This is a genomic window from Pseudoalteromonas sp. 5Ae-yellow (genome assembly GCF_014077565.1).
GTDB lineage: Bacteria > Pseudomonadota > Gammaproteobacteria > Enterobacterales > Alteromonadaceae > Pseudoalteromonas.
Genome location: NZ_JACGWD010000098.1, coordinates 1 through 12779 on the forward strand (window position 1 = coordinate 1; position 12779 = coordinate 12779).

Genomic DNA, 12779 nt, shown 5'->3' on the forward strand with positions numbered 1-12779 from the left:
TAGCCACGCGGTATGAAAAGCTTGAACGAAATTATCATTCAATGCTCGCTTTAGCATTTACTATGATGTGGCTACCAATGTGGGCTGATTGATATATGTACTACAAAGATCAACAGCCCCTAGTAAAGATCACTTTAATATTGCTAAAGTTACAGCCTGATAATGCGTTTAAGTCTAGTTTGCTATTTGTTATACAAATAAAATAGTGACAAATTATGTCCTTTGCCGCCCTACGCTCTTTAAGCACAAACAAAATACATGCTATAATCGCGGCCTTTCCAAGTTAACAGCAATCTGTATAAGCGAAATTATTCATGAGCGAAAATAGTCACATTAAAGTCATTGTTGGCATGTCCGGCGGTGTTGATTCTTCTGTATCTGCATATTTATTACAACAACAGGGCTACCAAGTAGAAGGCCTGTTTATGAAGAACTGGGAAGAAGACGACAATGATGAATACTGTGCCGCCGCTGATGACTTAAAAGATGCACAAGCCGTGTGCGACAAATTAGGTATTGAGCTTCACACAGTAAACTTTGCTGCTGAATACTGGGATAATGTATTCGAATACTTTTTAGCAGAGTACAAAGCCGGCCGTACACCAAACCCAGATATAATGTGTAATAAAGAAATTAAATTTAAAGCCTTTTTAGAATTTGCGGCTCAAGCACTCGGTGCTGACTTTATTGCAACTGGACACTACGTTCGCCGTGAACTTCGCGATGACAAATACGTAATGTGTCGCGGACTTGATAATAATAAAGACCAAAGCTACTTCTTATATACCCTAAGCCATGAACATATTGGCCAAACGTTATTCCCTGTAGGTGATATCGAAAAACCAGAAGTACGCCGCATAGCAGAAGAACAAGACCTAATCACGCACGATAAAAAAGACAGCACCGGAATTTGCTTTATCGGTGAGCGTAAATTTAAAGATTTTTTACAAAAGTTTTTACCAGCGCAACCTGGCGTTATCGAAGACACTGACGGTAACAACGTAGGCGAGCACGAAGGCTTAATGTACCACACGCTTGGACAACGCAAAGGCTTGTTAATTGGTGGTATGAAGGAAGGTTCTGGCGAACCATGGTACGTAGTTGATAAAGATTTAGAACGTAACGTACTTGTTGTTGGTCAAGGTAAAGATCACCCTCGCCTATACAGTAATGGTCTTAATGCAAACCAATTACATTGGGTAGACCGCGTTGGCCCTAAAGGCACCACTCGCTGCACAGTTAAAACACGTTACCGCCAAGAAGACTTAAGCTGTACCCTACTTGTAGGTGAAGACGGCATGGCTCGTGTATTATTCGACGAACCACAAAAAGCAGTTACGCCAGGTCAATCTGCTGTATTTTATGCAGAAGATGTGTGTTTAGGTGGTGGTATTATTGACTCGGTGATTAAGTAATGAATGAATACCAAGTCATGGCGCTTGCCGCCATGTGCCAGGTTGCTAAACAAGTTCAAAAAATTGCTCAATACGGCAGCAACAACGAACACGATTTAGAAATCTTACTTTCAAGTATTATTCAAACATCTCCTGAATCCCCAGAGGACGTTTATCAAGGTACAGATAACCTGCGTGATGGCTATAAAACATTAATGGCGCAGCTTACTGCAGGCGCTCAAAAAGATGTTGAAATAGTAAAGTACGTAGGTGGTTTAATGCAGCTTGAGCGTGCACTCAATGCAAACGACAAGAGCTTAAACGAATTAGGCAAACGAATTGATGATATTCATCGTCGTTTAGATCATTTTGCTATTACCGACGAGAGCGTTGTTGCCGGTTTAGCAGATATATACTCGTCGGTGCTGAGCCCCCTTGGGCACCGAATACAGGTTTATGGTAAACCCGAGTTATTAAAACAGCAGCTCACTCAAAATAAAATCCGTGCCCTATTACTAGCCGGTGTTAGAAGTGCAGTATTATGGCGACAAATGGGCGGTAAACGCCGTCACTTTTTCTTTTCAAAAAGAAAAATACTCGCCATTGCTAAAACAAAAATTTAACTATCGTTCAAACTAAAATTTAGGAGTTATTATGGAGCTTTCAGCGTTAACGGCTATCTCTCCGGTGGATGGTCGCTACGGCAGCAAAACCACTGAACTACGCAGTATTTTCAGCGAATTTGGCTTAATTAAATACCGCGTAATTGTTGAAGTGCGTTGGTTGCAAGCGTTAGCTGCAGCAAGCGATATAAAAGAAGTACCTGCATTTAGCGAACAAGCAAATGCACTACTTAACGCTATTGTAGATAACTTCAGTGAAGCTGATGCACAGCGCGTTAAAGATATTGAACGCACTACAAACCACGATGTTAAAGCGGTTGAATACTTATTAAAAGAAAAAGTAGCCGATAACAGTGAGCTTCATGCAATCAATGAATTTATTCACTTTGCTTGTACTTCAGAAGATATTAACAATCTATCTCATGGTTTAATGCTTAGCGAAGCACGTAACAAGGTTTTACTCCCTTATTGCGATGAACTTTTAAGCGCAATTAAAGAAAAAGCGATTGAGTACAAAGCAATCCCAATGATGACTCGTACGCACGGGCAACCAGCTACACCATCAACGATGGGTAAAGAGTTTGCTAACGTATACATGCGTTTAAAGCGTCAACGCGACCAAATTGCACAAGTAGAAATGCTTGGTAAAGTTAACGGTGCTGTTGGTAACTACAACGCTCACCTTAGCGCATACCCAGATTACGACTGGCATACTCACGCAGATAAATTTGTATCAAGCTTAGGTTTAACACTTAACGCATTTACTACACAAATTGAACCGCATGACTATATTGCAGAGTTGTTTGACGCAATTGCACGCTTTAACACTATTTTGCTCGATTTTGACCGTGACATGTGGGGTTACATCGCACTTAATCACTTTAAGCAAAAAACAATTGCGGGCGAAATTGGCTCATCTACAATGCCGCATAAAGTTAACCCAATTGATTTTGAAAACTCAGAAGGTAACTTAGGTTTAGCAAACGCTATTTTTGCTCACCTTGCACAAAAATTACCAATTTCTCGCTGGCAGCGTGACCTTACCGATTCAACGGTATTACGTAACTTAGGTGTAGGTATGGGCTATGCGATCATTGCATACCAATCAACACTTAAAGGTGTGAGCAAGCTTGAAGTAAACGAGCAACGTTTAGCTGACGAGCTTGATCAAAACTGGGAATTGCTAGCCGAGCCGATTCAAACAGTTATGCGTAAATATGGTATTGAAAAGCCATACGAAAAACTTAAAGATTTAACACGCGGTAAACGTGTTAATCAAGAAATAATGGCTGACTTTATCGATGGTCTTGACCTTCCAGAGCACACTAAAGTAGAAATGAAAAAACTAACACCTGCTAATTACATTGGTCGTGCTGTTGAGTTTATTGATGACTTAGTTTAAAAACTAAATTACTCTTTTAAAAAGCGAAAGGCTCATCCTTTCGCTTTTTTTGTTTTAACCCCATTGCACAAACTAGTAGGCATAATGTATGTATCAATTAAAAATAAATAATTTGTCTGAGCAAGAGTTTTTAAGCCATTTTTGGCAAAAAAAGCCGCTTTTAATCAAGCAAGGTTTTGCAGATTTTCAAGACCCACTTGATGCTAATGAACTTGCCGGCCTCGCAATGGAAGAAAGCATAGAGTCACGTATTATTACCAATCATAAAAATGATTGGCAAACCTACCAAGGTCCATTTGAAGACTTTGAGCAGTTAACAGACGATCATTCTACACTGCTCGTGCAAGCAGTTGATCACTGGCATAGCGAAGCTGCGCAACTACTAGAGCCATTTAGATTTATTCCAAACTGGCGCATAGATGATTTAATGATTAGCTACTCAACGCCTAATGGTGGTGTTGGCCCACACTTAGACCAATATGACGTATTTATTATTCAAGGCGAAGGCAAACGTCATTGGCGCGTAGGGCTGCCCGATCCAACACTTAAGCAGTTTGCTCAAAACAAAAAATTACTGCAAGTAGAAGCATTTGAAGCCGTAATTGATTGCATATTAGAGCCTGGCGATATTTTATATATTCCACCAGGGTGCCCTCATGAAGGTTACGCCGTAGAAAACGCGCTCAATTATTCAGTTGGTTTTAGGGCGCCAAACCAACAAGATTTATTGTCGAGCTTTGCCGATCATATTATTGATACCGAAAGCGGCCAAAAACGTTATACCGATCACAACATCACGCTCAGAAAATCAAAAGGTGAACTTACAAACCTTGAAGTTGATAAAGTTAAAACACTGATGGCAGCACTTTTAGAAAATGACGATTTATTTAAACAATGGTTAGGCTCAACACTTAGTCAGCCCAAACATGAAATGGATTTAGCACCAGTAGAACCTCCATTTACACCTGAGCAAATAAGCGATGATTTAAGTAATGAAGAAGCAGTGTTTGAGCGTTTAGGTGGCACGCGTGCTATTTATCAGCAACTCGATACCGAAGTGTTATTAAGTGTAAACGGTGAAAATTACGCCATGCCGCTAACCGACTTAGCTGCGGTAAAACTACTTACCGATAATACTGAATTTGAAAGTTCAGCATTAAATTTAACAAACCCAAGTTTAGTTTTTACTCAAACTTTTACTACACTTGTTAATGAGGGGCTTTGGTTTAATATAGACCACGAGTAATAATACCAATTATATTAATAATGGTGAGCATTTTGCAGCGTAAAATATTATGTATACAGGTTAGTTAAAAATTTTAATTTTCACCTGATATTGGCTTAAATAATTTTGCTGTGATTGCTTACTCATTTTAATTGGCTATCAATAGGGGTTTGCTATGGGCTATCTGGTTGATAAGGTTGAATGGGATATAAAAAAAGATATGCTACAAAAAATTCGAGAGCGAGTTTTTGTTTACGAGTTACATATCCCCAAACACATAGAGTTTGATAGCCTAGATAAAATTGCATTACATGTACTTGTTACAGACGATGCAAACTGCCCTATTGCAACAGGTCGGCTGTGTACAGATGGCTTAATTGGCAGAATAGCTGTATTACCCGAGCACCGTAATCGCAAAGTATATACATCTCTTCTCAACTTTATTGTCGAATTAGCCTCAAACCAAGGTATTGAAGAAGTAAGCATTAATTGTATTTTAAATGAAGTAGAGCGTTTTAAGCGCAATGGCTTTATTCAGCAAGGAAATGTATTTATGGAGGCGGGAATTCCTAGGCAACGTATGCAATGCCCTGTTTCGGCGTTTAATACTACTCCCTTCACACTTGTGCATTAGATAAAGAAAAGGGCGATAAATAAGCTATCACCCTCCACTTTTTACTTAACCCAAACCGTCGTTACTTTGCCTCATTTGCCCATAGCGGCTCATTATCATACATTTCGTACAAGCCATGTGCTCTATTGATAAGTAAGTTAGCAAAGTCTACCTGTGTTTTATCACGCGCGCCTGTACTCATAATCTGATCCGCTTTTAATTGCCACTGCAAAGAAAAGTAACGCATTGCATCACGAGCATCTGTAGCTGCACTTACTTCAGCATGATCTGTAGGTAACCGCCCTGTTACTACCCAATATGTTTTACCGTTCTGTGCTTTAAATTTCCACATTGCACAAAGTGGTGCTAAAAATCGACTGTCTTTATCAACTACTGATTTTGGCATAATGCCCTTTTCGGCTAAATGCTTTTGCGCTGTTTGAAAACATTCGCGTTGCCACTGCATTCTTTGCTCATCAGTTATAACTTGTTCTTTTGCTGTTAACGGCTTTTTTCCTTGTTGCTGCATTTTTATTAACCTTTTACTTCTTTTTTAACACTCTAAGGGCTTAGTAAATAAGGTGCAAGTATAAAACGGTCATTTGCACCTTAAAGCGCTCTGTTTGCTGTGTTTTTAGCCAAACTATTATTTTATATTGTGATCAAACGAACCTACATCACCCGGAAAAACTACTGGAGACTCAATACCGTCTTTACTAACAGAGGCTACACCAAAGTAATAATTATCAATCACTACGTTTTTAAGTGTGTACTGTGAAACCTTACCAACGTATTTACTAAACTGCCATTGCGGCTCGCTCGTGTAACGCCAATAAATTTTATAGCCAGCAATATTTTCATCACTGCTTTCTTGCCATGAAAACGACGTATCAGCTGTAACAGCGCCCTTTATTTTAACTTCTTTTGGCGGTGCGGGTGCCCACGCCATAGACGCCATCGTTACCGCATTAAGTGAAGTTAACTTAGCCGTATAATCAAAATCAACACCTTCAATGGTATCGCCATACTCAACACCATTTTCAGTGCGTAAATCTTGATGCTGACGATCGTAGTGCTCGTTAGTTTCCATAATACGCACCGCTGCAAAACCTGCATCATTAAATGGACGATGATGCCCACCACGGCCAAATCTATCTAATCGATATACAAGCATTGTATCTAAATTAGGAATGTATCTGTCAGCAATAGTATCTATGTAGCGCGCTAAATTTCGACTCGCAGAATCGACTTCACCACCTGTAAAGCGCCGAGTATTAGCTTGCTCTTTTGTTTCTACAACACGGGTACCTTCTGAAAATATACGTGCAGTCGTGTTATTAGTTACCCCATTAATACCGGTAATATTGCCAATCATATCGTTGTTTAAAACGCCATGAACTTGCCAGTTATGCTTTTGTGCATAAGCCGTTAATATTTTACCGCCAAACAAACCTTGCTCTTCGCCCGAAAGCGCCGCGTAAACTACCGAACCATTAAATTTGTATTTACTTAAAACACGAGCTGCTTCTATTACTCCTGCCACGCCCGATGCATTATCGTTAGCACCCGGTGAATCACTCGTAAAGTCCATAACATCACTTACACGTGAATCTATATCACCCGACATAATCACCATGCGATTAGGCTCGCTTGACCCTCGTTGAATAGCCACAATGTTAACCACTTCAACAGGATTAAGAATGCGCTTTTCGCCCGATATAGTGTCCTTTACTTCAATAATTTCCAAACAACCGCCACACTGCGCGGATATTTTTTCAAATTCATTTTTTATCCAGCGCCTAGCCGCACCAATGCCTCGAGTATCCGATTTAGTTTCTGAAAGCGTATGGCGAGTACCAAAATCCACCAGCGTTTGAATGTCACTACCAATACGTTCGGGTGATACTTGAGCTGCTATATCATGTAATTTTTGCTGTTCTGTGTATTGAAGTTGTGTTTTCCCATGTGCTGATAATGCAAGTGTGCAGGCGCCTGCAATTGCAGTAAATTTAAGTAACGTTGTTGTGATTTTCAAAGGTGTTTTAAGCATCTATTAGCTCCTAATTATTATAGTGTAACCATTACTTAGCTAAGGTTTTATGGCAATACATTTGAGGTAGATGTAGAAAGGATCACGCTAAAGCGCATTGACAAGAGGTTATTAGGATAGTAAAAAGCCTACTACCTTTTATAGGTACTGGGCCAAAATTTATTATGCATATTTTTAATGAGTAGTTTTAATATCAAATTCTTTCAAAAAGGCCTCATGTCCTCCTAAGCTTGCAAGCACACCAGCAGAAAACATAAATATTAATACAAATGCTAAACAGCTCAAAAACTCCGAACTATTTTCAGGATTAATATAGTAGTTAAGTAAAAAACCACTCAATACACCTATAAAAGCTATTTTGCTAAATAAAAAGTAACTCGGGATCTCAAATGCCCAAACAGAGGTATTGTTTACAAACTGCCTATATCCATACGTCATAAAAGCCAACATACCAACAATACTAATTGCAAAAGTAGACACTGTGGTTAACACGCTCATATTTTTATAAATAAGCACATACCCTAATCGTAAAGAATAGATAAATACCGCAAACCACGCTAAAACAGCAGGCCCTAGAATCAATCCCATTTCCAATCCTTGAATAACGTCTAAGTGGTTAATTGCTAATACAATATTATATTTAGAGGTTAAATTACAAACCTTGTTACACAATAATCTATAAAAAAATGCGATTTTCGTGGCACACTGTAATTGTGTATACATTAATAGTTTAAGTTATGCGTCAGCTAAAAGAAGATACAATTAAAAGTAACCTTATTGAGTCACAGCAAAGTGCATACGGCCCAGTATGCGTGTATCAAAACAAAGAATACCGTTGGTTAACGCTTGCACAAAAAACCAATGAAGATATAACAATTCAAGGCGTTATGAACCTTATACACCCTGAGCAAGTAATAGTGCCTGTAAACCAATGTATGATGTTATTTTTACTTAAACCGGTAGATACACTAAATATATTAAATTTAGGTTTAGGCACGGCAGGGTTTGAGCGAATTATGTATCACTTACAAAGTAATACGCCTTACATAAACACCATCAATACATTTAACACGGTAGAAATAAACCCAAGCATTGCCTTAATTGCAGCCCAGCACTTTAAGTTACCTATTAAGCACAGCAGCTATTTACAATGCGCCGAGCAATATATTACCCAATGCACTGATCACTTTAACGTAATCACTATCGATATTTTTAGTGGTGAATATCATCAGCCTTTTTTAACCAGCGATAGCTTTTGGCAAAATATAAATCGCTGCAGTGAGCAAAATACGCAAGTAATCATTAATTTAAACCCACAAACTGGCCAAGAGCTGCAAATGCTTTTAGTACTTTTAAGACAACACTTTAAGTGCTTAGCGATAATAGAGTTTAACGAATACAAAAATATAGTGATCATACTAAGCCAGCAAACATTAATGCATATAAACGTTGATGAAATACAAAACTCACCGGTGTTTATAAACTTTGCACCAAACCTTTATAAAAGTATTAACAGCATTTACCACATTGAATGAAACGCTTTACCGTCCAGGTTCATGTTTTTCATAGCACGGTAAGCTTGTTTCGAGCTGCTCCCAGTTAGCTTTAGACGTAACAAAATTATGCGATAATACCTGCTCAGTAATATAGGTATCGAATATTCCTAAACGAATTCGTATTCTGCTTTTGTCATCACTGTTGCTACTGTAAACAGGCGAGCCACAACATCTACAAAAATAACGTGTGCGCCCTGCTTTAAAACTATATTCACTAAGTAGTGCCTGCCCTTTTGTTATTGTAAAGTCACTTGTATTTACAAAGCCATTGGTTGCAAATGCAGTCCCGCTGTTTTTTCTGCACAGTGAACAATGACAATGGATAATAGTAGGGCGTGTTGTTCTTTGGTGGTTGAATTTGCAGCAGTGTGTTTGGTATTTAGGCAAGGCAGAGCCTATGATATGTGGTTGTTCCCCATACATAGGCGATAACGTAGCATAAAGACCAAACATGCGCTGCCCTTTGGGTTCTTTCTAGGGACGATTGACTCTTTGTTGCTCGGTTTTTACTTAGCCCACTAGGTTACAAACCTTGCGCCGCGATTAAATCGCCCCTAGATTGAACAAATTTCAATCCATAAAGATCAACACGCCCTAGTTATACTGCCCGACACTTCAACGTTTACCTAACCACACAAACACGAACCCGTATACATATAACATCCTAACTATTAAATTATTTTTATACTCAGTTAAAATTTGCTGAGTTGATTTAATGGATAAGTTTACTGGTTAATTTTCTGAATGGAATAATAATTTTTATATCTTCGCAGTTCCCACGCCATTACGTATTGCTTTAATGATTGACATAAAAACATTAAATTGGTTACATAACCTTTACTTTAAAGTTATAGCCAAAACAATAATTGGTTAACCAAAAAACCTAAACTTACTGAGAGCCAATTATGCATTGTAAACACATGTCACTTTTATGTTTGTTAAGCGCGTTAGCGTCGTGTTCAACCATTTCTAAAAACACGTCAAGCGATTGGCTACTTATTGATGACTTTGAAAATTCACTTAGCAAGTGGCAAAGTGTCGATACGCAAAATGAAACTAAGCCACAGGTTAAAAACCCACAAATAACAGTTATACAATCAGAACAAGCAAACTCATCAACAAATCATTATTTACTAAAAAAGCCTGCGGCTGAGAGCATTGTAGGAAATCGTAAAGCGCTTTCTTATACAAAACTTCCACAAGCGGTTGAAGTTGGTCAAACCTACACATTTTATATGCGTATAAACGTGGCTGCTTTTCCTAATAACCATGCTTTTGGATTAAGCAACCTTACGCCAGAGCTAATTAATAAACATTCGTACGATGCGTTTGAGCCTACACTTCGCGTAACCGATAAAACAGAATCAAACGGGCTTGTAAACGATGGCGCATTAATGGTTAAAACCGACAGCGGGTATAGCAACATTCAAAACTACACTACCAAACAATCGGCCAAGCCACTGCAAACAAATACCTGGTACGACGTATGGTATGTTGTTAATAACGCAGCAGCCTTAGAGCAAGGTCAGCAATATGATGTTTACGTAAAAGGTGGTGAATTTAGCAAGCAAACACTGGTGTATAAAAATGCACAATTTAGAATGAAGCGCGAACAACCTCTTATATATTTTTTAGCAAACTGTAATACAGGCCCAATTAAAAAGCCTTACGGAAATGGTGGCCTCAGATATGACGATTTATACATGAGCAAAGGTACAAACCTAAATAACCCAATGCTATAAAAGTAAGTGAAGTGTTTTTAGGTGTTCTTTTATACATAAGTTTATATTAATAACGCTCTAGCATATTCACAATTAATACCCTACAAACCTGCATTTAAAAATACTTAAATGGTATGATACTCGTCATTATTTGCCATTTAAGTTTTTAAAATGTATCGATTATTTGAAAAAATGACAAAAGCATTTCCTGAGGACCAACCCACTCAGCCGCCTTCTACTTTATTTGCTTTTTGTCGTCACTACACCAAAGGAATGGAACTGTCGTTGCTGCTTATGTCAATCAGTGCCGCCATGCTCGCTATTTTAGAGGTTTCTTTATTTAGCTACATGGGCCAACTTGTTGATTGGTTAACCGCCTACACGCCCGAAACTTTGTTTATAGAGCAAAAGTCTGAACTTATTAAAATGGCTGTCATGCTGTTATTAGTATTGCCCATTGTTGTCTTTTTTCATTCTGCTATTTTGCACCAAGCATTGCTTGGCAATTATCCTATGTCAATTCGTTGGTTAGCACATCGTTATTTACTGCGCCAAAGTGTTAGCTTTTATCAAAATGAATTTGCAGGAAGAATAGCCACTAAAGTACTACAAACTTCTTTAGCCGTTCGCGAAACAGTGACCAAACTACTCGATGTATTAATGTATATCGTGGTTTATTTTGGCTCAATGGTATTTTTAGTTGCCGAAGCTGATTGGCGCTTAATGATCCCTTTATTAGTTTGGTTGGTTTTATACATTTGCGTGCAACTTTACTTTGTACCGCGCCTTAAAAAAATTGCCAGCTCACAAGCCGATGCGCGCTCAGAAATGACTGGTCGTATTGTTGATAGTTACACTAACATTTCAACTATTAAATTGTTTTCGCATACCCAGCGTGAAGAGCAATACGCAAAACAAAGCATGGATGTATTTTTACAGCCTGTGTACAAGCAAATGCGCTTAGTAACCAGCTTAAACTTTGTTATTCAAAGCTTAAATTACATATTAGTATTTTCGGTTGCCGCTGTATCACTTTATTTATGGTCGCTTAGCGTAATTAGCGCCGGAGCTATTGCTGTTGCTGTTAGCTTAGCGCTTAGATTAAACGGTATGGCGCAGTGGATCATGTGGGAAATAAGCAGCTTGTTCGAAAACATTGGCACCGTAGCCGATGGTATGAAAACACTGTCGAACCCTATCGAAGTTGCCGATAAACCAAATGCTGATACGCTTAACGTAAGCCAAGGTGCTATTGAGTTTAACAACGTACACTTTAACTACGGCAAAGCTGCAAAAGAGACTAATCGCAGCCCTGTAATGAACGGTTTAAACTTAAATATTAAACCTGGCGAAAAAATTGGTTTAGTCGGTCGCTCTGGCGCGGGTAAATCAACACTTGTTAACTTATTACTGCGCTTTTACGATACCGACTCTGGAACAATAAAAATTGATGGGCAAAACATCACAGACGTTAGCCAAGAAAGCCTACGCCGCTACATAGCAATGGTAACGCAAGATACCTCCTTGCTTCATCGCTCAGTAAAAGACAATATTTTGTACGGTCGCCCCGATGCAACCCACGATGAGATGATCAACGCGACCAAACAAGCTAAGGCGCTTGAGTTTATAAACGACTTGGTCGACAGCAAAGGCAATAAAGGCTTTGATGCACAAGTGGGCGAACGCGGTGTTACGCTTTCAGGCGGTCAACGCCAACGTATTGCTATTGCACGTGTACTACTTAAAAATGCACCCATACTTATACTCGACGAAGCCACCAGCGCACTCGACTCAGAAGTAGAAGCCGCAATTCAGGCAAGTCTTGATGATTTAATGACAGGTAAAACAGTTATTGCCATAGCGCACAGGCTCTCAACCATTGCACAAATGGATAGATTAATTGTACTTGATGACGGCGGCGTAGTTGAGCAAGGCACTCATGAACAATTAATCGCTAAGGGTGGAATATACGCAGCCCTATGGACACACCAAACAGGCGGGTTTATAGGCGTCGATTAGCCATTAATATTACCTTACGGTAGAGGTAGTTTTATTCTGCTTCTACTTTAAACATCGAGTAGGGTGAGGCTTTTGCCTCATCCCTCTCACAGAACCGTACGTACGGGCCTCGTATACGGCTCCTGTATTCTTCTATCCCTTCGGCTTATTTTCTAAACGCCGATTGAGCAAGCCAT

General features: G+C 39.1%; 12 protein-coding genes and 1 pseudogene. 9 read left to right on the top strand and 4 right to left on the bottom strand.

All coding sequences use genetic code 11. The features are described 5' to 3' along the window. The 6 genes and pseudogenes from H4J63_RS18390 to H4J63_RS18415 all read left to right on the top strand — a co-directional run. Positions 1–92, top strand: a pseudogene (locus H4J63_RS18390) (IS5/IS1182 family transposase); the annotation flags it as partial. Positions 93–314: 222 nt separating this feature from the next. Beyond that, positions 315–1415, top strand: coding sequence for a tRNA 2-thiouridine(34) synthase MnmA (gene mnmA / locus H4J63_RS18395; protein WP_002962705.1), 1101 nt, complete (start codon positions 315–317; stop codon positions 1413–1415). Further along, positions 1415–2017: a high frequency lysogenization protein HflD gene (gene hflD / locus H4J63_RS18400; RefSeq protein WP_024594681.1), complete on the top strand. Its 603-nt coding sequence runs from the start codon at positions 1415–1417 to the stop codon at positions 2015–2017. Before mnmA ends, hflD begins: the two co-directional genes overlap by 1 nt. Positions 2018–2048: 31 nt before the next feature. Beyond that, positions 2049–3419, top strand: a complete 1371-nt coding sequence (gene purB / locus H4J63_RS18405; RefSeq protein ID WP_024606111.1) for an adenylosuccinate lyase — start codon at positions 2049–2051, stop codon at positions 3417–3419. Between the two features lie 88 nt (positions 3420–3507). Then, the gene (locus H4J63_RS18410; protein ID WP_024606110.1) at positions 3508–4665 is read left to right on the top strand and encodes a cupin domain-containing protein; all 1158 of its coding nucleotides are present in this window, start codon (positions 3508–3510) and stop codon (positions 4663–4665) included. 154 nt (positions 4666–4819) lie between these two features. Continuing rightward, positions 4820–5278 carry a GNAT family N-acetyltransferase gene (locus H4J63_RS18415; RefSeq protein WP_024606109.1) on the top strand — a complete coding sequence of 153 codons (459 nt, stop codon included), beginning with the start codon at positions 4820–4822 and terminating at the stop codon, positions 5276–5278. A 61-nt stretch (positions 5279–5339) separates the two neighbouring features. On the opposite strand, the gene H4J63_RS18420 is transcribed toward H4J63_RS18415, so the two are convergent. The 3 genes from H4J63_RS18420 to H4J63_RS18430 form a co-directional block, all read right to left on the bottom strand. Then, positions 5340–5786 carry a DUF4826 family protein gene (locus tag H4J63_RS18420; protein WP_182197903.1) on the bottom strand — a complete coding sequence of 149 codons (447 nt, stop codon included), beginning with the start codon at positions 5784–5786 and terminating at the stop codon, positions 5340–5342. A 117-nt stretch (positions 5787–5903) separates the two neighbouring features. Then, positions 5904–7307 carry a M28 family peptidase gene (locus H4J63_RS18425; protein ID WP_182197905.1) on the bottom strand — a complete coding sequence of 468 codons (1404 nt, stop codon included), beginning with the start codon at positions 7305–7307 and terminating at the stop codon, positions 5904–5906. A 174-nt stretch (positions 7308–7481) separates the two neighbouring features. After that, positions 7482–7895 (bottom strand): hypothetical protein, encoded by a 414-nt coding sequence (locus H4J63_RS18430; protein ID WP_182197906.1) that lies wholly within the window; start codon positions 7893–7895, stop codon positions 7482–7484. A 149-nt stretch (positions 7896–8044) separates the two neighbouring features. Between H4J63_RS18430 and H4J63_RS18435 the strand changes: the two genes are divergently transcribed. Continuing rightward, entirely contained in the window at positions 8045–8842 is a 798-nt protein-coding gene (locus tag H4J63_RS18435) for a hypothetical protein (RefSeq protein ID WP_024606106.1), read from the top strand. Positions 8843–8848: 6 nt separating this feature from the next. Here H4J63_RS18435 and H4J63_RS18440 read toward each other — a convergent pair whose 3' ends face one another. Continuing rightward, positions 8849–9316 carry a GFA family protein gene (locus tag H4J63_RS18440; RefSeq protein WP_259365841.1) on the bottom strand — a complete coding sequence of 156 codons (468 nt, stop codon included), beginning with the start codon at positions 9314–9316 and terminating at the stop codon, positions 8849–8851. Between the two features lie 452 nt (positions 9317–9768). Here H4J63_RS18440 and H4J63_RS18445 point away from each other — a divergent pair, with 452 nt between their 5' ends. Next, the gene (locus H4J63_RS18445) at positions 9769–10605 is read left to right on the top strand and encodes a hypothetical protein (RefSeq protein WP_182197908.1); all 837 of its coding nucleotides are present in this window, start codon (positions 9769–9771) and stop codon (positions 10603–10605) included. A 150-nt stretch (positions 10606–10755) separates the two neighbouring features. Next, positions 10756–12603: an ABC transporter ATP-binding protein gene (locus H4J63_RS18450; RefSeq protein WP_182197910.1), complete on the top strand. Its 1848-nt coding sequence runs from the start codon at positions 10756–10758 to the stop codon at positions 12601–12603. Positions 12604–12779: the final 176 nt, after the last annotated feature.

Bases quoted from the DNA above. Each gene is read 5' to 3' on its own strand.
- purB (WP_024606111.1), top strand. From the start codon at position 2,049: ATGGAGCTTTCAGCGTTAACGGCTATCTCTCCGGTGGATGGTCGCTAC.
- H4J63_RS18425 (WP_182197905.1), bottom strand. From the start codon at position 7,307: ATGCTTAAAACACCTTTGAAAATCACAACAACGTTACTTAAATTTACT.
- H4J63_RS18445 (WP_182197908.1), top strand. From the start codon at position 9,769: ATGCATTGTAAACACATGTCACTTTTATGTTTGTTAAGCGCGTTAGCG.
- H4J63_RS18420 (WP_182197903.1), bottom strand. From the start codon at position 5,786: ATGCAGCAACAAGGAAAAAAGCCGTTAACAGCAAAAGAACAAGTTATA.
- mnmA (WP_002962705.1), top strand. From the start codon at position 315: ATGAGCGAAAATAGTCACATTAAAGTCATTGTTGGCATGTCCGGCGGT.
- H4J63_RS18435 (WP_024606106.1), top strand. From the start codon at position 8,045: ATGCGTCAGCTAAAAGAAGATACAATTAAAAGTAACCTTATTGAGTCA.
- H4J63_RS18440 (WP_259365841.1), bottom strand. From the start codon at position 9,316: ATGTTTGGTCTTTATGCTACGTTATCGCCTATGTATGGGGAACAACCA.
- hflD (WP_024594681.1), top strand. From the start codon at position 1,415: ATGAATGAATACCAAGTCATGGCGCTTGCCGCCATGTGCCAGGTTGCT.
- H4J63_RS18430 (WP_182197906.1), bottom strand. From the start codon at position 7,895: ATGGGATTGATTCTAGGGCCTGCTGTTTTAGCGTGGTTTGCGGTATTT.
- H4J63_RS18415 (WP_024606109.1), top strand. From the start codon at position 4,820: ATGGGCTATCTGGTTGATAAGGTTGAATGGGATATAAAAAAAGATATG.
- H4J63_RS18410 (WP_024606110.1), top strand. From the start codon at position 3,508: ATGTATCAATTAAAAATAAATAATTTGTCTGAGCAAGAGTTTTTAAGC.
- H4J63_RS18450 (WP_182197910.1), top strand. From the start codon at position 10,756: ATGTATCGATTATTTGAAAAAATGACAAAAGCATTTCCTGAGGACCAA.